Annotated in this window: 17 protein-coding genes and 1 tRNA gene; 16 read left to right on the top strand and 2 right to left on the bottom strand. The window is 67.1% G+C overall.

Going from position 1 to position 18,837, the window contains the following annotated elements; all coding sequences use genetic code 11:
- Positions 1-118: 118 nt before the first annotated feature.
- The 7 genes from D1610_RS03090 (at position 119) to D1610_RS03065 (ending at position 6,071) form a co-directional block, all read left to right on the top strand.
- The gene (locus D1610_RS03090) at positions 119-1,333 is read left to right on the top strand and encodes an MFS transporter (protein ID WP_118862624.1); all 1,215 of its coding nucleotides are present in this window, start codon (positions 119-121) and stop codon (positions 1,331-1,333) included.
- Positions 1,330-1,455 (top strand): hypothetical protein, encoded by a 126-nt coding sequence (locus D1610_RS17505; RefSeq protein WP_281268942.1) that lies wholly within the window; start codon positions 1,330-1,332, stop codon positions 1,453-1,455. Before D1610_RS03090 ends, D1610_RS17505 begins: the two co-directional genes overlap by 4 nt.
- Before the next feature lie 25 nt (positions 1,456-1,480).
- A complete protein-coding gene (gene lepB, locus D1610_RS03085) occupies positions 1,481-2,329 on the top strand; it encodes a signal peptidase I (protein ID WP_118862623.1) in 849 nt (282 codons plus the stop codon).
- Positions 2,266-2,994 carry a ribonuclease III gene (gene rnc / locus D1610_RS03080; RefSeq protein ID WP_118862622.1) on the top strand — a complete coding sequence of 243 codons (729 nt, stop codon included), beginning with the start codon at positions 2,266-2,268 and terminating at the stop codon, positions 2,992-2,994. Before lepB ends, rnc begins: the two co-directional genes overlap by 64 nt.
- Positions 2,995-3,128: 134 nt before the next feature.
- Entirely contained in the window at positions 3,129-4,034 is a 906-nt protein-coding gene (era, locus tag D1610_RS03075; RefSeq protein WP_118862621.1) for a GTPase Era, read from the top strand.
- Positions 4,035-4,228: 194 nt separating this feature from the next.
- The gene (locus tag D1610_RS03070) at positions 4,229-5,512 is read left to right on the top strand and encodes an MFS transporter (protein ID WP_118862620.1); all 1,284 of its coding nucleotides are present in this window, start codon (positions 4,229-4,231) and stop codon (positions 5,510-5,512) included.
- A 1-nt stretch (position 5,513) separates the two neighbouring features.
- Positions 5,514-6,071, top strand: coding sequence for a cupin domain-containing protein (locus D1610_RS03065; RefSeq protein WP_245941956.1), 558 nt, complete (start codon positions 5,514-5,516; stop codon positions 6,069-6,071).
- A 172-nt stretch (positions 6,072-6,243) separates the two neighbouring features.
- Here D1610_RS03065 and D1610_RS03060 read toward each other — a convergent pair whose 3' ends face one another.
- On the bottom strand, positions 6,244-7,062 hold the full coding sequence (locus D1610_RS03060; RefSeq protein WP_118862971.1) for an NAD-dependent deacylase: 819 nt from the start codon (positions 7,060-7,062) through the stop codon (positions 6,244-6,246).
- 71 nt (positions 7,063-7,133) lie between these two features.
- Positions 7,134-7,985, bottom strand: a complete 852-nt coding sequence (locus D1610_RS03055; protein WP_118862618.1) for an MBL fold metallo-hydrolase — start codon at positions 7,983-7,985, stop codon at positions 7,134-7,136.
- Between the two features lie 97 nt (positions 7,986-8,082).
- Here D1610_RS03055 and D1610_RS17225 point away from each other — a divergent pair, with 97 nt between their 5' ends.
- The 9 genes from D1610_RS17225 (at position 8,083) to D1610_RS03015 (ending at position 18,823) form a co-directional block, all read left to right on the top strand.
- A complete protein-coding gene (locus D1610_RS17225) occupies positions 8,083-8,313 on the top strand; it encodes a hypothetical protein (RefSeq protein ID WP_222926917.1) in 231 nt (76 codons plus the stop codon).
- Positions 8,310-9,038 (top strand): 4-hydroxy-tetrahydrodipicolinate reductase, encoded by a 729-nt coding sequence (gene dapB / locus D1610_RS03050; protein ID WP_118862617.1) that lies wholly within the window; start codon positions 8,310-8,312, stop codon positions 9,036-9,038. The genes D1610_RS17225 and dapB overlap by 4 nt, the downstream gene beginning before the upstream one ends.
- On the top strand, positions 9,035-9,694 hold the full coding sequence (nth, locus tag D1610_RS03045; protein WP_118862616.1) for an endonuclease III: 660 nt from the start codon (positions 9,035-9,037) through the stop codon (positions 9,692-9,694). Before dapB ends, nth begins: the two co-directional genes overlap by 4 nt.
- Positions 9,695-9,706: 12 nt before the next feature.
- Entirely contained in the window at positions 9,707-10,102 is a 396-nt protein-coding gene (locus tag D1610_RS03040) for a DUF6491 family protein (protein WP_118862615.1), read from the top strand.
- 47 nt (positions 10,103-10,149) lie between these two features.
- Positions 10,150-10,226 (top strand) — tRNA-Arg (locus tag D1610_RS03035).
- 101 nt (positions 10,227-10,327) lie between these two features.
- Entirely contained in the window at positions 10,328-11,086 is a 759-nt protein-coding gene (locus tag D1610_RS03030) for a FadR/GntR family transcriptional regulator (RefSeq protein ID WP_118862614.1), read from the top strand.
- 184 nt (positions 11,087-11,270) lie between these two features.
- Positions 11,271-13,022, top strand: a complete 1,752-nt coding sequence (locus D1610_RS03025; protein WP_118862613.1) for a hypothetical protein — start codon at positions 11,271-11,273, stop codon at positions 13,020-13,022.
- A 175-nt stretch (positions 13,023-13,197) separates the two neighbouring features.
- Positions 13,198-15,768, top strand: coding sequence for a TonB-dependent receptor (locus D1610_RS03020; RefSeq protein WP_222926916.1), 2,571 nt, complete (start codon positions 13,198-13,200; stop codon positions 15,766-15,768).
- 202 nt (positions 15,769-15,970) lie between these two features.
- Positions 15,971-18,823: a TonB-dependent receptor gene (locus D1610_RS03015; protein ID WP_118862611.1), complete on the top strand. Its 2,853-nt coding sequence runs from the start codon at positions 15,971-15,973 to the stop codon at positions 18,821-18,823.
- Positions 18,824-18,837: the final 14 nt, after the last annotated feature.

The following is an 18,837-nucleotide window of genomic DNA, read 5'->3' as shown; positions in this document are numbered from 1 at the left end:
GGGCTGGAGACAGCCCGGCTCGAAAGTCGCGCTTTCCCTAGGCGAAGCATTTCGGCAGTGGAAGCCTTGCCGGCCGTTCCTATCTCGGGCGTCCGGCCTTTTCGGATTGGACGGACCGATGGCGACACTTGCCCGCTCGACGATGCGCTCGCCCTGGACGGTGATCCTGACCGGCGCGGTGATCGTCACGCTGGCGATGGGCGTGCGCCAGTCCTTCGGGCTGTTCCTGCCGCAGATGGGCGCGGCGCTCGATATCAGCCGGTCGAGCTTCGGCCTCGCCATCGCCATCCAGAACCTCGTCTTCGGCCTCGCGCAGCCCTTCGTCGGCGCGCTTGCCGACAAGCACGGCGCGGGTCGCATCGCGGTGGGCGGGGCGCTGCTCTACGCCGCCGGGCTGGTGCTCGCCTCGCTCGCCACCAGCGCCATCGGCATCCACCTGTCGCTCGGCCTGATGGTCGGGCTCGCCATGACCGGCATCACCTTCACCGTCATATTGGGCGTCGTCGGCCGGGTCGTGCCGCCCGAAAGCCGCAGCATGGCGTTCGGCATCGTCACCGCGGGCGGCTCGCTCGGCCAGTTCCTGGTGGTGCCGGGCGCGCAGGCGCTACTGACCGAGTTCGGCTATCGCCAGGCATTGATCGTCATGGCCGCGGCGATCGCGGCGATCGTGGCGCTCGCGGCCGGCATCGCCGGAAAGCCGTCCGCATCCGTGGATGGCGGACCGGCGCAATCGGCCGGGCAGGCACTGCGCGAGGCCGGCGGCGACCGCAATTTCCTGCTGCTCAATCTCGGCTTCTTCGTCTGCGGCTTCCATGTCGTGTTCATCGCGACGCACTTTCCCGCCTATCTCACCGACAAGGGGATCGATCCGGCGATCGGCGCGTCCAGCCTCGCGCTGATCGGGCTGTTCAACATCTTCGGCTCCTATCTGTTCGGCCTCGCCGGCGATCGTTTGCGCAAGCAATATGTCCTCGCCGGGCTCTACGCCGCGCGGGGGATCGCCATCGTCCTCTTCCTGCTGCTGCCGCTGACGCCGGTGAGCGCGCTCGTCTTCGCCGGGGTGATGGGCTTCTTGTGGCTCGGCACCGTGCCGCTCACCAACGGGCTGGTCAGCCAGATCTACGGCGTTCGGCATCTCTCCATGCTCGGCGGCGTGGTGTTCCTGTCGCATCAGGTCGGCAGCTTCCTCGGCGCCTGGGCGGCGGGCTATATGTTCGATCTGAGCGGCAACTATGATGCGGCATGGACCGCCTCGATCGTCCTCGCCGCGCTCGCCGCGCTGATCCACCTGCCGATCCGCGACGCGCCGATCGTGCGGGCTGAGCCGGCATGAGGCGCGTCTCGCCGTTGATCGTGCTCGGCGTCTTCGCGCTGCTCGCCGCCGGCGGACTGCTGCTGTGGCGAAGCGAGGGCGCGATGATCTGGCTGCAGGGCATCGTCGCCTATTGCCTTTGACGGGAGCGTGGGCGAAGCGGGGCCGATGACCGAGGACGCCGCCCCCGCGCCCCCCGCCAGCGAAGCGGCCGCGCCCAAGAAGCGCTCCGAAGCCGCCGACACCGGCCTCTTTCTCCTGAAGCTGCTGGTCGCCGTCCTGCTGCTCAGGAGCCTCGTCGTCGCGCCCTTCACCATCCCCAGCGAATCGATGCTGCCGCGGCTGTGGGTGGGCGATTACCTGCTCGTCGCCAAATGGCCCTATGGCTGGTCGCGCTTCAGCTTCCCCGGCTCGCCCGATCTGTTCGAAGGCCGCATCCTCGAACGCCTGCCGGAGCGCGGCGACGTCGTCGTCTTCCGCGCCCCGCCGGCGAACGAGGTCGATTACATCAAGCGCGTGATCGGCCTGCCCGGCGACACCGTGCAGATGGTCGCCGGCCAGGTGATCCTGAACGGCGTCCCCGTCCCCAAGCAGCGCGTCGCCGATTTCGTCCATCCGCTGACCCCCAACAGCCCCTGCCTCACCAGCCGCTACGACCCGACCGACTATTCGGACACGCTGGAGGACGGCACCCGCGTCTGCCGCTATCCGCGCTACCGCGAGACGCTGCCCTCGGGCCGCTATTACGAGGTGCTCGACCTCAACCGCGTCACCATCGACGACACCCCGGTCTACACCGTGCCGGCCGGGCATCTCTTCCTGATGGGCGACAATCGCGACCGCTCCGCCGACAGCCGCGTCGATCCGGCGGACAAGGGCGTCGGCTTCGTGCCGATCGAGAATCTCCACGGCCGCGCGCTCGTCACCTTCTTCTCGACCGACGGCTCGGCCGAATGGCTCAAGCCCTGGACCTGGGCCCCCGCCGCGCGCTGGGACCGCGTCGGGGACGGCTATTGAGCGACGATCTCGCCCCCTGGATCGAGCAGGCGCTCGGCCGCGCGCCCGCCGACCTTTCGCCCTATGAGCGCGCGCTGACGCACGGCAGCCGCTCGGCCGAAAGCTATGAGCGCCTCGAATTCCTCGGCGACCGCGTGCTTGGCCTGGTCATGGCCGAATGGCTCTACGAGCTGTTCCCCAACGAGCCCGAAGGCAATCTCTCGCGCCGCCTCAACGCCCTCGTCACCGGCCCGGTCTGCGCCGACGTCGCCCGCGCGATCGGCGTCGTCCCGCACCTGAGGCTCGGCAAGCAGGCGCGCGACGACGGCGCGTCGGACAGCGACAATGTGCTGGGCGACGTCGCCGAGGCGCTGATCGGCGCGCTCTACCGCGAGCATGGGCTGGACGCCGCGCGCGCCTTCGTCCGCCGCGCCTGGGCGGACCGCGTCACCGGCGCGACGCCCGCTCCGCGCCACCCCAAGTCGGCGCTGCAGGAATGGGCGGCGGCCAACAACCGCCGCCCGCCGGCCTATGAGATCACCGACCGCTCCGGCCCCCACCACGCCCCGCGCTTCACGGTGAAGGTGACGATCGGCAAGCTCGCCGAGGCGGAGGCGACCGGCCGCTCGCGCCAGGAGGCGGAGACCGAGGCGGCAAGGGCGCTGCTGGGGCGATTGGAAAGCTGATCCCCGTCGCCCCTGCGCAGGCAGGGGCCTCGGCCGGCCGGCGCGAAGCTCGGATGTGCCACAAGCCCGGTGGCCCCTGCCTTCGCAGGGGCGATGACTTGTCGAAGCCCCGTCCTTCCGCCATGCCCCACCCGATGGATTCGGAACAGAACACCCGCTGCGGCCTGGTCGCCGTCGTCGGCGCGCCCAATGCGGGCAAGTCCACCCTGGTCAACGCGCTGGTCGGCCAGAAGGTCGCGATCGTCAGCCCCAAGGCGCAGACCACGCGCGCGCGCCTGCTCGGCATCGCCATCGAGGGGGACGCGCAGATCATGCTGGTCGACACCCCCGGCATCTTCGAGCCGCGCCGCCGGCTCGACCGCGCGATGGTCCAGGCCGCCTGGGGCGGGGCGGAGAGCGCCGACATCGTCGCGCTGGTGGTCGACGCCAAGGCCGGGCTCGGCCCCAGGGTCGCCGACATCGCCGAGGCGCTGAAGGATCGGCCCGAAAGGAAGCTGCTGATCCTCAACAAGGTCGATCTCGCCGACAAGGGCCGGCTCCTCGTCCATGCCGAGCGGCTGAACGCGGCCGTCCCCTTCGCCGAGACCTTCTTCGTCTCCGCCGCCACCGGGGATGGCGTGGAGCAATTGAAGGCCGCGCTCGCCGCGGCGATGCCCGCCGGCCCGTGGCACTTCCCCGAGGACCAGGTCTCGGACGCGACCGACCGGATGGCGGCGGCCGAGATCACCCGCGAGCAGCTCTACCTCCAGCTCCACGCCGAGCTGCCCTATGCCAGCGCGGTCGAGACCGAGCAGTATAAGGAACGCGACGACGGATCGGTCGAGATCCACCAGCAGATCCTGGTCGAACGCCCCAGCCAGCGCGCGATCATCCTGGGCAAGGGCGGGCAGCGCCTCAAGGAGATCGGCAGCCGCGCCCGCCAGGAAATCGCCAACATGCTCGGCCACCGCGTCCACCTCTATCTCCACGTCAAGGTCAAGGCCGACTGGGACGAGGACCGCGGCCTCTACCGCGAGATCGGCCTGGATTGGGTGGAGTGACGCCCGTCCCCGGCCCGTCGCCCCTGCGAAGGCAGGGGCCTATGGCGGCATGGGCGACGCCGGACGTGCCACAAACCTGTAGGCCCCTGCCTTCGCAGGGGCGACGCATGACCAACATCCGATCATCCTGAGTAGGGGCTGAGCATGGCGAAGACCCGTATCGAAGCGCCGATCATCCTGAGTAGGGGCTGAGCATGGCGAAGACCCGTATCGAAGGGCGCCTCCGCTCGATCATCGGCGGCTCCGCCGGCAACCTCGTCGAATGGTATGACTGGTACGCCTATGCCGCCTTCACCCTCTATTTCGCGCCGCATTTCTTCCCCGAAGGATCGCGCACCGCGCAGCTGATGAACGCCGCCGCGATCTTCGCGGTCGGCTTTCTCATGCGTCCGATCGGCGCCTGGGTGATGGGCGTCTATGCCGACCGGCGCGGGCGCAAGGCGGGGCTGGTGGTGTCGGTCAGCCTGATGTGCGCCGGGTCGCTGCTGATCGCGGTCACCCCCGGTTACGAGACGATCGGCGCCGCCGCGCCCGCCCTCCTCGTCCTCGCCCGCATGATGCAGGGCTTGTCGGTCGGCGGCGAATATGGCGCCAGCGCGACCTATCTCTCGGAGATGGCGGGCAAGCGCCATCGCGGCTTCTATTCGAGCTTCCAGTACGTCACCCTCATCGCCGGCCAGTTGACCGCGCTCACCGTCCTCCTCATCCTCCAGGCGGCGATGAGCGAGACGGCGCTCGAGGCATGGGGCTGGCGCATCCCCTTCGCCATCGGCGGGGTGCTGGCGGTGGCGGTGTTCTGGCTCCGCCGCGGCCTCGCCGAGACCGAGAGCTACGCCAATGCGCGAAGCCAGGGCGCGCCGCGCTCCGGCTTCGGCGAGCTGTTCCTCCGCCACCCGCGCGAGGCGCTGACGGTGATGATGCTGACCGCCGGCGGCACGCTCGCCTTCTACGCCTACTCGATCTACATGCAGAAATTCCTGGTCAACACCTCGGGCTTCAGCCGCGAGGTGGCGAGCCAGATCAACGCCGCGACGCTGTTCGTCTTCATGTGCCTCCAGCCGCTCGCCGGCAGCGTGAGCGACCGCATCGGCCGCAAGCCGCTGATGGTCGGCTTCGGCGTCGCCGGCGTGCTGTTCACCTGGCCGATCTTCACGACGCTGGAGAGCACCCGCGATCCCTTCGCCGCCGGCCTGCTCGCGATGGCGGCGCTGATCATCATCACCGGCTACACCTCGATCAACGCGGTGGTGAAGGCGGAGCTGTTCCCCGCGCATGTTCGCGCATTGGGCGTCGCGCTTCCCTATGCGCTGGCCAACACGATCTTCGGCGGCACCGCCGAATATGTCGCCCTGTGGTTCAAGAACGAGGGGATGGAGCGCGGTTTCTACATCTACGTCACCGGCATGATCGCGATCAGCCTGGTGGTGTATCTCAAGATGCGCGACACCCGCACCCATAGCCGCATCCTGGAGGATTGACGTGGATCCCTTGCCCCAGCCCCGCCGCATCGTCACTGCGATCGACGACGAGGGCCGCTCCTACATCGCCGGGGACGGCCCCAGCCCCGCCGAGTTCACCTTTCCCGGCACGCCCTTCCGCCAGGCCGACATGTGGCGCACCGGCCCCACGCCCAGCCCGGTCGAGGCGGCGGACGACATCGTCAACCACAGCGGCGTCCTGCCGCCGCCGCACGGCAGCGTCCTGCGCGTCATCGACATCCCGCCGCAGCAGGGCGGCGCGGAGGAGCGCGCCGAAGCCACCCGCGCGATCTTCGCCGCGCTCTATCCCGATGCCGATCACCATGCCGGATCGGACCGCAGCCCCGGCATGCACACCACCAACACGATCGACTACGCCATCCTCCTGTCGGGCGAGCTATGGGCCGTGATGGACAAGGACGAAACGCTGATGAAAGCGGGCGACATCCTCATCCAGCGCGGCACCGCCCATGCCTGGGAAAACCGGTCGGGCGCGATGGCGCGCATCGCCTTCGTCCTGATCGACGGAACCCGCAACGGCGTCGCACGGCGGGCCTAACCGTTATGCAAACCGGTAAGGCGCCGTCACCCCGGACTTGTTCCGGGGTCCATGTCTCCACAAGCGCAGCAGAGGTTGCTCTCGCGGCGAACACGGAACAAGCCTGTCCTGAGCCTGTCCAAGGGTCCGGGTGACGAGAAGAGCAGATCGGCGGGAGCCACCTTTCCGTCCTCTACATCAAACTATTCCCCAGCACCTCGTCCACCCAGGCCGGCGCCAGTTCGCCCGCCGGCCCCAGCCGCGTCTCATCGAACAGATAGCTACCCAGCGACGGCTCCAGGTTGAGCTCCAGCGTCGCAGCCCCATGCCATCGCGCGGTCTGGACGAAACCCGCCGCCGGATAGACCGCGCCGGAGGTGCCGATCGAAACGAACAGGTCGCACCGCGCGATCGCCTGTTCGATCCGCTCCATCTGATAGGGCATCTCGCCGAAGAACACGATGTCGGGGCGGATGGCGGGGACACCGCATCGATCGCACGAGCGGGCCACAAACCCCTCCCCGTTCGGGCTGGGCCTGTCGAAGCCCCGTCCTTCTCCGGCGGGCGTGGAAGGAAAGGCCGGTCCCTCCACAGGCTCGCGGCGAACGGGACTGGTGGAGAGCATATCCCCCTCCCACGCCGTCCGCGCGCCGCATGCCGCGCACAAGGCAGACCGCAACTCGCCGTGCATGTGCAGCACCCGCTTCGCGCCAGCCCGCTCGTGCAGGTCGTCGACATTCTGCGTGACGATCAGCAGCTCGCCCGGCCACGCCTCGTCCAGCCGCGCCAGCGCGAGATGCGCCGCATTGGGCGCGACCGATCGTAACGCCGCCCGCCGCGCGTCATAAAAGCGGTGCACCAGCACCGGATCGCGCGCCAGCGCCTCGGGCGTGCAGACATCCTCCACCCGGTGCCCCTCCCACAGCCCGCCCGGCCCGCGAAAGGTGGCGACCCCACTCTCGGCCGAGATACCGGCCCCGGTGAGGATGACGATGTTGGCGGGGTTCGGCATGGCCGCGTCCATAGCCGAGCCGGCGATCGACCGCCATGCGCGACGCATGACGGCCCTTCATCGCGCCTGGCTCAGAGCGGCCGTCCCGCGACGCAGCGCTCGAATTCCACCACGTCATGCGCGCAGATCACGGTGACCTCCTGCCGCCGGGCGATCGACAGCTCGCGCAACCGCCGCTGATTGTCCAGGCGGCTGCGGCGGTTGACCTCCATCATCGTCTGATAGGCGCGCAGGCCCGGCGTGCAGCGGCGTCTCGCCCGGCGCATCTCGCCGCGGTAGAAATAGGCGTCGCCGGCATGGAGCAGCCAGCGGCCGCCGGTGTTGATCGCGATCCCGGCATGGCCCCAGCTGTGGCCCGGCAGCGGCACCATCAGGATTTCGGGCGGCAGCCCCTCCAGATCGCGCACCGCTTCGAAGCCGAACCAGCCCTCGCCCTGCACGCCGTAGCGCCGCCAGTCGATCACCTCGTTCCATTGCGCCGGGCGATAGCGGTTGCGCGGCACGAAGCCGCGCCGCGGCCCGGAAGCGGCGGAAAACTCGGCGTCCAGCACATGCACCGTGGCGTGCGGGAAATCCTCCAGCCCGCCGGCGTGATCGAAATCGAGATGGGTGAGCACGATGTGCCGCACGTCGCGCGGATCGAGACCGAGCGCCGCGATCTGGCGGATCGCGGTCTCCTCTTCGCAGAGCTTGATGTTGAGCATCGACCGCATCGTCCGCGTGATCCGCGGATGCGGCCGGCGATGGGGATGGTCGACGTCGCGCAGGCCATAGCCGGTGTCGATCAGCACCAGCCCGTGGGCATCGGTTTCGATCAGCAGGCAATGGCAGACCAGATGCCCGGTCAGCCCCTTGCTCCGGCCGTCGAACAGCGCGCCGCCCAGGGGGCAATCGGTTCCACAATTGAGATGGTGGAGGCGCATGGCGCGATGCTCCGAACAGGCCGTTGGCCGACAGCCCTCAAACTCTCCCGATCCCCGGTTGTTGCGCCTTCGATGAAAATTCCGGGGCTTGGATAACATGGATCAGGGCGCGGCCGCTTGCGATGGAAAGGTCTGTCCTAGATCCCGGCAAATATGCCACATCGGCGATATGCCGATCCGTTCGCCTCTCATCGCCCTCGCCCGCGCTGATGTTCAGCCTCGCGGGAATGCGCGCCAGACCCTGAAGACGCTGAGCTTCGCCGGCGCGAACGACGCGTTTCCGGGCGATTTCGTTCAACCGGCCGGTTGCGGATCGGACGCGGCATGACGCGAATCGGCATCCTCGGCAGCCAGGGGCGGATGGGCCTCGCCATCGCGCAGGCGATCCCCGCATCGGGCGCGACGCTTGCCGGCGGCGCGGATCGCGGCGGCGACGCGCATGCGCTCGCCGCGCGATCGGACGTGCTGGTCGATTTCTCGCATCCCAGCGCGCTTGCCGATCATCTCGCCGCGGCGACGGCGGCGGGCGTCCCGATCCTGATCGGCACCACCGGCCTCAGGCCCGATCATCACGCCGCGATCGACGATGCGGCGAAGGGCATCGCCGTGCTCCAGACGGGCAACACCTCGCTCGGCGTCACGCTGCTCGCCGCGCTGGTGCGCGAGGCCGCCGCCCGGCTCGGCTCGGACTGGGATATCGAGATCGTCGAGATGCACCACCGCCACAAGCTCGATGCGCCGTCGGGCACCGCGCTGCTGCTCGGCGAGGCCGCCGCCGCCGGGCGCGGGGTCGCGCCGGCGGACAGCTTCGTCGAAGGCCGCGCCGGCCTGTCGGGCGCGCGCGCGGAGGACACGATCGGCTTCGCCTCCTTGCGCGGCGGATCGGTCGTCGGCGATCATGCGGTGATCCTCGCCGGCGAGGGCGAGCGCATCGAGCTCGCCCACCGCGCGGAGGATCGCGCGATCTTCGCCCGCGGCGCGGTCAGGGCCGCGGCGTGGCTCGCCGGGCGCGCCCCCGGCCGCTACGCCATGCGCGAGGTGCTGGGGCTTTGACCAGGGCCGAGATCGTCGAGTTCTTCTCGCGCCTCGCCGCCGACAATCCACATCCCCAAACCGAACTCGCCCACACCAACCCCTACACCCTCCTCGTGGCCGTCGCGCTTTCCGCGCAGGCGACCGATGTCGGCGTCAACAGGGCCACCCGCCGCCTGTTCGCCGAGGTCGACACGCCGGAGAAGATGGTCGCCCTCGGCGAGGAAGGGCTGAAGGCGCACATCCGGACGATCGGCCTGTTCAACACCAAGGCGAAGAACGTCATCGCGCTCTCCGAAGCACTCATCCGCGATCATATGGGAGAAGTTCCCGAAGATCGCGCCGCGCTCGAGGCGCTGCCAGGCGTCGGCCGCAAGACCGCGAACGTCGTCCTCAACACCGCCTTCGGCCATGAGACCTTCGCGGTCGACACCCACATCTTCCGCGTCGGCAACCGCACCGGCCTCGCCCGCGGCAAGACCCCGCTCGCCGTCGAGCTGAAGCTCGACAAGGTCGTGCCCCGCCCTTTCCGTCTTCATGCGCATCACTGGCTGATCCTGCACGGCCGCTATGTCTGCAAGGCGCGCACGCCTGAATGCTGGCGGTGCATCGTATCGGACCTGTGTGCGTTCAAACCCAAGACGCCGCCGCCCATGGCAAAGCGCGCGACGGCGTGAGAGGAGCCGACCATGCGCACCGCCCTGATCCTTGCCCCCGCCCTCGCGCTGCTCGCCGCAGCCTGCACCACATCGCCCGAACGCCAGGCCGAATACGCCGCTTCCCAGGCCGCGAAGGTCCCCGCCGCGACGCCCGCCGGAGAACCGGTCGATTGTCTCCAGACCAATCGCATCCGCAACAGCAACGTCCACAACGATTCGGTGATCGACTTCGAAACCACCGACGGCCACATCTATCGCAATACGCTTCCCCAATCCTGTCCGGGGCTGGGGTTCGAAAGGCGCTTCGCCTATAAGACCACGATCGGTCAGCTCTGCTCCGTCGATACGATCACCGTGCTCCAGTCGGGCGTGCGCGGCCCGACCTGCGGCCTCGGCACGTTCCAGCCGGTCGAGTTGGCCGAATAACTAGGCACTGGCGCAGGCCCGGGCGCTTTGCTAACGCGCCTGCCCAGGCACCCGTAGCTCAGCTGGATAGAGCGCTGCCCTCCGAAGGCAGAGGCCACAGGTTCGAATCCTGTCGGGTGCGCCATCTGGCGAGCGTCGATAGCCATTCCATTTCTCGGAGTAATTGGCTAGGCCAACCATCATTCCGGCGGTGTCGCCGGTCGGCGACGGACTGGCAGCAGGGCGATGGAATTTCCGCGGCACAAACTCTATCAGCGGATCGCCGCGACGATCGCCGATGCGATCGAGGCCGGACGCTATCAGCCCGGCGCGCGGCTGCCCGGCGAGCGCGACCTGGCGGAGGAGTACAAGGTCAGCCGTCCGACGATCCGGGAGGCGATGATCGCGCTTGAGATGCGCGGCCTGATCGAGGTGCGCCACGGCTCCGGCCTCTATGTCACGCGCAGGAATGCGCCGCTGCGCGACGTACGCGAGCTCGACACCGATGTCGGCGCGTTCGAACTGACCGAGGCGCGGATCATCGTCGAGGGCGAGGCGGTGGCGCTCGCCGCGATGTCAATGGACGACGCCAAGCTCGCCGAGCTCGAATCGATCCTGCGCGACATGGCCGCCGAGGAGCCGAGCGAACCGGGCGTGATGGACGCCGATCGCCGCTTCCACCTCGCCATCGCGTCCGCTACCGAGAACGAAGCGCTGCGCATGCTGGTCGAGCTGCTCTGGGACCTCAGGACCAGGTCCCCATTATGCGTCACCATGTTCGAACGCGCCAAACGCAGCGGCGTCACCCCCCGCATCGACGAGCATCGCCCGATCCTCGAAGCGCTGCGCAACCGCGATCCAGCGGGCGCCCGCGCGGCGATGCGCAGCCATCTGCGCGGTGTGATCGACGATCTGCTCGCCGCCACCGAGCATGAGGTGATGGCGCGCGCGCGCAGCGAGATCGACGAGCGCCGCAGCACCGTTGCCCGCCGCATCGAGATCTGACGCGCTTGACAGTTGGCCCGACCAGCTGACAATTGGCCAAACCAATCAGGAGAGGCCAATGACGAATTTCATGCGCGCCAGCGCATCTGCAACCCTGTGCGCGGTGCTTCTCTCCTCATGCGCATCTCTGCCTAAGCCGGCCTCGGCGCCGCCGGCCGCGAGGATCTACACCGACGTCGCACCGATGAACGCGACGGTGGAACGGCGGCTGATGCCGCAGATGGAGCGGCTGCTGCAGCAATTGCTGCGCGAAAAGCGGGCGATGCGGCTGGACGGCGTGGCCGTGTTCGGCAGCGGCGACAAGTTCCTGCCCGGCAAGATCGCCTCCGGCCTTGCCATGCTGCTGCTGGAGACGCCACGCGACGATCCGCGCTTCGCCGGCTATCTCGCCGGATTCCGCGATATCGCCGATCTGACGCTTGCGGACACCAACGAAAGCTGGGGCATCTATTATTATGTGTCCGCGCTGCACGATCTGAAGCAGGCCGGGCTGCTCGACCAGGCGGTGCGGCCTGAGACGCTGGCCGCGCTCCGCAGGAAACTGGACTGGCGCAGCTTCGTCGATTCCCGGACGCTCGAACTCAAGAATCTGCCGAACAACTATTATGGCGTCGCCTTCAGCATCGCGCGGTTGCGCATGCTGATGGGCTGGGAAGACGCCTCGGCGAGCGAGGCGCTGTTCGAGCGCATGCTCGACCACTACCGCGAATATTCGGGCGAATACGGGTTCGCCGATGAAACCCCCGGCGATGGCCGCTTCGATCGCTACAGCGTGCTGCTGATCGGCGAGATCGCGCACCGCCTGATCGAAACAGGGCTGGAGCCGACCGCTGAGGTGAAGGGCTGGCTGCGCAAATCGGCCGAGCTGATGCTGCTTCGCTTCAACCTCACCGGCGAGGGCTGGGAATATGGCCGCAGCATCGGCGCCTATGGCGAATCTGCATTCCTCGAGGTGCTGACCGCGGCGGCCAAGCTTGACGTGCTGACGCCCGAGGAACGCGACATGGCCTATGCCTTTTCGTCGCGGATCGCCGCGCGCTACATGGATTTCTGGGTCGATCCACGGACCGGATCGGTCAATCTGTGGGACGATGGCCGGCGGACTGACGCCTATCGCGGCAAGCACCGCATATTGGGTGAAAATCTCAGCCTGGCGCGCCAGCATCATTATACCAACGCGATCTGGAACGAGCTCGGCTATCGCGGCCGCGCGCCGTCGCCGCACTATGCCCGCTGGTTGGACACACTGCCGAAATCCTCGTTCCTCTATTTCGCGCGGGGCGAACATGACCGCGCGCTACTGACGATCCGCGACGGCGGTCATGTCATCGGTCTGCCGCTGATCAACGGTGCGGCGGGGCAGCATATGAACAGCCCCTATTTCCCCATCCCCTACGGCACGGATCTTGTGGCGGGAGCGGCCGATGCGAGCTTCCCGCTGCTGGTCCCGCGCTTCACGCTCAAGGACGGCAGCGTGTTGATGCCGCTCGCCTGGTTCCGCGATGTCGCGATGCGGCGGGAGGGCGGGACCACGATCGTCACCTATCGCATGGATGCGATGGACCGGATGGGCGGCAACGACGCGGTCGCCGATCCGCGCCTGACGGTGACGACACGGTATGTTTTTTCGGCGGGGAGGATCGAACGGAGCGACGAATACCGGGCATCCCGGCCGCTGGATATCGTGGCCGTCGATATGGAGTTCGCCGGATTTGCGCGCGAACCGGCGCGAACCGGGCCGACGGGCTTCACCTTTGCGCAGGGTTCGGCGGCGAGCTTCACCGCGCGCGGCTTCAAGGGCTGCGACGCGCAGGAGAATCCGGGCCCGCCCTATGCCGCGCCGGACGGCCCTATGATGATCCGAGTCGCCTGCCGCACCGGCGCGATGACGCTCGACCAGCCGCTGAAACTGGGCTGGACGCTCGTTTATCGTTGATTTCGCCTCGTTCTCCGCTGTTGCTTCCCGCCTATTGACACCGGTGGCATTGCCATCATACCAATAATGGCCAGACCAATGAGAGCGGCCCGCAAACGGGTCCGGACCGGGGAGAGACGAGATGGGGAAGTCGTGTCCGATCGACGCGAGGATGCGCGCCGCGCGCGCGCTTCTGTTGGCTTCGGCCTGCACCGCCATGCCGGCGGTTGCGCAGGAGTCTCCCGCGCAAGACGCGTCCAGCCAGCCCGAACAAGGCGAGATCATCGTCACCGGCATTCGCGGTTCGCTCGAACGCGCGGCGGAGGTGAAGCGCGAAGCGCCGCAGGTGATGGACGTGATCACCGCCGAGGACGTCGGCAAGCTGCCCGACGCCAATGTCGCCGAGGCGCTGCAGCGCGTCACCGGCGTCCAGATCACCCGCGTGTTCGGCGAAGGCCAGGCGGTGTCCGTGCGCGGACTCCAGCAGGTGCGCGTCGAGGTCGACGGCCGCACGCTGCTCGGCTGGTCGGCGCGCCTGTCGCCGCCGGAGAATGATCAGCTCGGCCGCTCGTCGGGTCTCGATTCGGTCCCTTCCAGCCTGTTCGGCCGGCTGGAGGTGCGCAAGTCGCCGCTCGCCAGCCAAGCCGAGGGCGGCCTCGGCGGAACGGTCAATCTCGTGACCCCCAAGCCGCTGGACTTCAAGGAAACGACGGTCTCCCTGCGGGCCCAGGGGGTGTACTCCGAAAATTCCGAAGAGTTCGAGCCCGCCATCACCGGCTTCGCCACGACCAAATTCCTCGACGGGCGCGTCGGGATCATGCTGGCGGGCGAATATCAGAAGCGCACCTCCACCACCCAGGCGTTCGAGCGCAACAACTTCCTCAACCGCAACTACACCGCGGGCGGCGTCACCACCGTCCAGCAAACGCCCGTCCTGCTGCAATATGAGAATTTCGTCGTCGACCGGTCCCGGCTCGGCCTGAACGGCGCGGTGCAGTTCGAGGTCACGCCCGAATTCGTCGTCACCGCCGACGCGCTCTATTCCGAGCTCACCACCGGGCGCCATCAGGATTTCTTCGCGTTTCGCCTGCCCACCGGCGCCAATCCGGTCACCAATGCGGTGGTCGAAAACGGCGCGGTCGTCGCGGGTGACACCAACGGCACGGTCACCACCGCGGGGCAGATCCGCAACGAGCCGACCAAGAGCTATCTCTACGGCCTCAACGGCAGATATGAGAGTGGCGGGCTGACGATCGAGGCGGACGGCTATTACAGCAAGGGAACGATCGACCAGACGATCCAGATCATCACCCTTCAGGCCAATGCCGCGGTCCCCGGCGCCTTCGATTTTCGCGACGTCACCATTCCCTCGCTGACGCTGGGCGGCGCGTTCGACCCCACCGACTACGATTCCTACCGGCCCGCCACCAACGGCGTGCGCAGCAACCGCTTGCTCGGCCTGCTCGAAGAATGGACCGGCAAGCTCGACCTCAGTTGGGAATCCGATGGCGGAGTGACCTTGGCGGCGGGCGTCCGCTACACCGATCTGCACGCCCGCTCCAACGCGTACCGCAGCCAGGTGACCCCGACCCGCGAGGAGATCGAGCCCTTTCTCAGGCCGGTCGACATGGGCGCGTTCCTGCCCGACATTCCGGGCGATTTCCCGCGCAGCTTCCTCAGCACCGCGCCGACGTACGATTACGTCTTCACGCGCGCCCAGGCGGCGGAGCCCAATCCCGACCCCAACGATCGCTCGACCCTGCTGCCCAATTCGCAGCGCGACTATGATTTCACCGAAAAGACGCTCGCCGGTTATCTCATGGTGTCGGGAGAGGGCGAAGCCGCCGGCATTCCGTTTCGCGCGAATGCAGGCGTGCGCATCGCCAACACCCGGCTTTCCGTCGACACCTTCCTCAACGTCGGCTCGACCAGCACGCTCGTCACCGACGAGAATCGCTACACCAATGTCCTGCCGAGCGCGAACATCGTCTTCAACGTCACCGACGATTTCCTGATCCGCGTTTCCGGCTCCCAGACCCTGCAACGGGCGTCGATCGCCGACCTCGCGCCGTCGACCTTCTTCAACGCGACCAACCTGTCGGTAACCGGCGGCAATGCCGAGCTGGACCCGCCGATCTCCACCCAGGCGGACATCAGCTTCGAATATTATACCGGCCGGAGCTCGCTTATCTCGGGCGCGCTGTTCTACAAGGATGTGAAGGACTTCATCGCGAACTTCGTCACCACCGGCATCGATCTCGACCTCGATCCGCAGGGGCGCGAGCTGGTCTTCTCGCGGCCCGAGAATCTCGGAAGCGCGAAGATCAAGGGCTTCGAGATCGGCATCCAGCAGTTCTTCGATTTCCTGCCTTCGCCGCTCGACGGCTTCGGCATCATCGCCAACTACACCTATTCGGATTCGGAGGACAACAACGGTTTCCCGTTGGTGGCGGTTTCCAAGAACAGCTACAATCTGGTCGGCCTCTATGAAAAAGGCCCCTTCTCGGCGCGCGTCGCCTATAATTATCGCGACGAGGCGGTGTTCGAATTTTCCGAAGGGCGGCCGAGCTTCATCGGCCCGCGTTCGCAACTCGACGCGCAGATGGGCTTCGACATCAACGAGAATTTCGCGCTTCAGCTCCAGGCGCAGAACCTGATCCCCGAGGATTCGGCGACGTTCGAATACAGCGCGGCGGGCCCGATCGCGCTCAACAGCTACGCGCTGTCGGAACGGCGCTATTCGATCGGCCTGCGCGCCAAGTTCTGAGGTGCGCCGCGCCTGACCGGTATCCCGCCGCGCACGGAATGCGCGGCGCGATCCCTCTTGCCGCGAATAGTAAGCATCGGACAAGATTGTCTGTTTTTCGCGAATCTGGCTATTGACACCGGTGGCATTACCTCCTTACCAATAATGGCCTGACCAGAAGAGCTCGCGAGGACGAGCCGCATTCAGGGGAGGAAGATCAGACATGGCCCAGCGGCCCTTCAATCGTCATTCCATCGCTTTGCGTGCCGCGCTGCTGGCTTCGGCCTGCATCGCCGCCCCGCTTTTCGCGCAGGATCAGGCCGATCCGGCAGCCGCGCAGCCGTCGGCCGCCGAGCAGCAGGCCGAGGCGCAGGAGGATGAGATCGTCGTCACCGGCGCCCGCGCGACGCAGCGCAGCTCGATCGACGTCAAGCGCCAGGCAAGCGTCATTCTCGACGGCATCGTCAACGAGGAGATCGGCGCGCTGCCGGACAATTCGGTGGCCGACACGCTGGAGCGCATCACCGGCGTCTCCGCCGACCGGTTCAAGGGCAACGCCAACGAGCTGTCGGTGCGCGGCCTCGGCCCCACGCTCAGCTTCTCGACCTTCAACGGGCGCGAGGTATCCTCTGCCGGACCGGACCGGTCGGTCGCCTTCCAGCAATTCCCGTCCGAGCTGATGAGCGGCGTGGTCGTCTACAAGTCGCAGCAGGCGGACTTCGCCGAAGGCGGCGTCGCCGGCGTGATCGAGCTGCGCTCGCTGCGCCCGCTCGATTACGGCAAGCAGCGCATCCAGGGCGAGTTCCGCGGCGCCTATTCGCCCAAGGATGACGACGTCATCGGCAAGGACGGGCTCGGCTACCGCGCCAACCTGTCTTTCGTCGATCAATTTGACACCGGTATCGGCCGCATCGGCGTCAGCCTGGGCGTGCAGCGCCAGGACCAGCCCGCGGCGGAGGATTATTACAACACCAATTCGGCATTCACGCCATGCAACACGTCGAATGGCGCCGGGCAGAATTGCGCCCTGGTCGCCGGCTCGCCTGATCCGATCTATTTCGCCACCTCCTCGCGCGTGTTCCGCCAGAACACCACGCGCGAGCTGCGCAATGCCGCGCTGGGCGCGCTGCAATGGCAGCCGACGCCCGAGATCGACATCGCCATCGACGGTCAATATTCGAAGCGCGAGAGCACCGAGGACAGGAACATCCTGTCGATCGCCGAAGGGCTGCGCGCGCTGCAGCCGATCATCATCGGCGACGGCACCGACTATTCGGAAAACGCGCTGGTCAAGTTCCGCGGTAATTCCAACATCGAGAACCAGCTGGAGCTGCGCCAGCGCGACGAGACCTATGTGGGCGGCGGCATCGCCGCCTCCTATACGGGCGACCGGCTGACGGTGAGCGCCGACGCCTCCTATTCGGATTCGCATCGCACAGAAACGCAGAAGGCGACGCGGATGCGCTCCAGCCGCCGCGTCGGCTATGAGGTTGATTACACCACCGGCGTCGTCCCGACCGTCACCTTCGACGGCTTCGACATCACCGACCACGACCTGTTCCTGGCTTCGGCGGCCAATTCGGTCTATGCGCGCAACCGCTTCGCGACCGACCGCAAGGACACGATCTGGGCGGGGCGGCTGGACTTCACCTACGAGTTCGACGGGTTCATCGAATCGATCAAATTTGGCGGCCGTTATTCGGATCACAACCGGACCAACGACAATGCCCGCAACAATGACCGGAATACGCTGATTCCGATCGACGGGCAGTCGCCGGCCCAGTTGATCGCCGCCGCGAACGCCAATTGCCGCGCGCCTTTCCCGTCAAAAGGCTATTTCAGCGCGAGCGAGACCAACGTCACGCGCTGGGCGACCTTCGACAACGACTGTCTGTTCCGCACCTTCACCGGCAGCGACGATGCGCTGCCCTATCCGACCGACGGCCGCGATCCGAGCGACATCGACGTCACCGAGCAGATCGCCGCCGGCTATGTAATGGCCAATTTCCGGTCGGACGCGGGATCGGTGCCGATCTTCGGCAATGTCGGCGTCCGCTACGTGACGACCGACATCACGTCGACCGGCTTTCGGCAGGAATATCGGATCACCATCGACACTGCGGGCGACAGCTATGTCGTAGAGCCCGATCCCGCCGGGACGCTGGTGACCAATATCGCGACCGGCCAGTATGATTACTGGCTGCCCAGCGCCAACATCGCGTTCGACCTGTCAGAGCAGCTGCGCCTGCGCCTGGCCGGCTACCGCGCCATCGCGCGCTCAGGCATCGAAAGCTTCGGCGCGGGCATCGATCTGAACCCGACCGAGGGGACGGATATCACCAACATCGTGTTCAACGCGACCACCGGCAACCCGAACCTGAAGCCGCTGCGGGCGTGGAATCTCGACGCCTCGCTCGAATTCTACGCATCCGAGGACACGCTGATCTCGGCCGCCTTCTACTATAAATGGCTGAAGGGGACGGTGATCCGCGCCGAGGAGCCGATCCCGACCGAGATCACCGCGACGACCATCGTCGATGGCGGTGCGCCGGTGACCGAGACCTACACCATTTTCCCCGTCGCGCCCGCAAACGACACCGAGACGCGGCACCTCTACGGCTTCGAGATCACCGGCAGCCATGCCTTCGATTATCTGCCCGGCCTCCTCGGCGGCTTCGGCGTCAGCGGATCCTATGCCCGCGCCTTCGCCAACTTCGAATATCCCGACACGTCGGCGATCGGCCCCTATGTCGATCCGGCCAACCTGATCGGACTTTCCAAGCACGTCGCCAACGCCTCGGTCTACTGGGAGGGATCGGGCCTGTCGCTGCGCGCCTTCTATCGCTACCGCTCGGGCTACTTCAAGCCGAACAGCGGCACCAACCGCGAGGTGCGCGACACGCATTTCGTCAACCTCTCGGCCAATTACGACATCACGAAGAACATCCAGCTGAAGGCGCAGGCGCTCAACATCACCGGCGAACGCGACATCTTCTACAAAGGCGGGTTCGACAGCATCACCGAGGTGAGCGAGAGCGGCCCGGTCTATTATTTCGGCGTGCGCTTCCGGTACTGATCCGGTGGGCCCGC

Source organism: Sphingomonas gilva (assembly GCF_003515075.1).
GTDB lineage: Bacteria > Pseudomonadota > Alphaproteobacteria > Sphingomonadales > Sphingomonadaceae > Sphingomonas > Sphingomonas gilva.
Note: the sequence above shows the minus strand (reverse complement) of the source record. Positions and strands in the feature narration are given on the sequence as shown.

Excerpts from the sequence above, each read along its gene's own strand:
- D1610_RS03090 (WP_118862624.1), top strand. The coding sequence starts at position 119 with ATGGCGACACTTGCCCGCTCGACGATGCGCTCGCCCTGGACGGTGATC.
- D1610_RS17505 (WP_281268942.1), top strand. The coding sequence starts at position 1,330 with ATGAGGCGCGTCTCGCCGTTGATCGTGCTCGGCGTCTTCGCGCTGCTC.
- lepB (WP_118862623.1), top strand. The coding sequence starts at position 1,481 with ATGACCGAGGACGCCGCCCCCGCGCCCCCCGCCAGCGAAGCGGCCGCG.
- rnc (WP_118862622.1), top strand. The coding sequence starts at position 2,266 with ATGGCTCAAGCCCTGGACCTGGGCCCCCGCCGCGCGCTGGGACCGCGT.
- era (WP_118862621.1), top strand. The coding sequence starts at position 3,129 with ATGGATTCGGAACAGAACACCCGCTGCGGCCTGGTCGCCGTCGTCGGC.
- D1610_RS03070 (WP_118862620.1), top strand. The coding sequence starts at position 4,229 with ATGGCGAAGACCCGTATCGAAGGGCGCCTCCGCTCGATCATCGGCGGC.
- D1610_RS03060 (WP_118862971.1), bottom strand. The coding sequence starts at position 7,062 with ATGCCGAACCCCGCCAACATCGTCATCCTCACCGGGGCCGGTATCTCG.
- D1610_RS03055 (WP_118862618.1), bottom strand. The coding sequence starts at position 7,985 with ATGCGCCTCCACCATCTCAATTGTGGAACCGATTGCCCCCTGGGCGGC.
- D1610_RS17225 (WP_222926917.1), top strand. The coding sequence starts at position 8,083 with ATGGATCAGGGCGCGGCCGCTTGCGATGGAAAGGTCTGTCCTAGATCC.
- dapB (WP_118862617.1), top strand. The coding sequence starts at position 8,310 with ATGACGCGAATCGGCATCCTCGGCAGCCAGGGGCGGATGGGCCTCGCC.
- D1610_RS03040 (WP_118862615.1), top strand. The coding sequence starts at position 9,707 with ATGCGCACCGCCCTGATCCTTGCCCCCGCCCTCGCGCTGCTCGCCGCA.
- D1610_RS03030 (WP_118862614.1), top strand. The coding sequence starts at position 10,328 with ATGGAATTTCCGCGGCACAAACTCTATCAGCGGATCGCCGCGACGATC.
- D1610_RS03025 (WP_118862613.1), top strand. The coding sequence starts at position 11,271 with ATGAACGCGACGGTGGAACGGCGGCTGATGCCGCAGATGGAGCGGCTG.
- D1610_RS03015 (WP_118862611.1), top strand. The coding sequence starts at position 15,971 with ATGGCCCAGCGGCCCTTCAATCGTCATTCCATCGCTTTGCGTGCCGCG.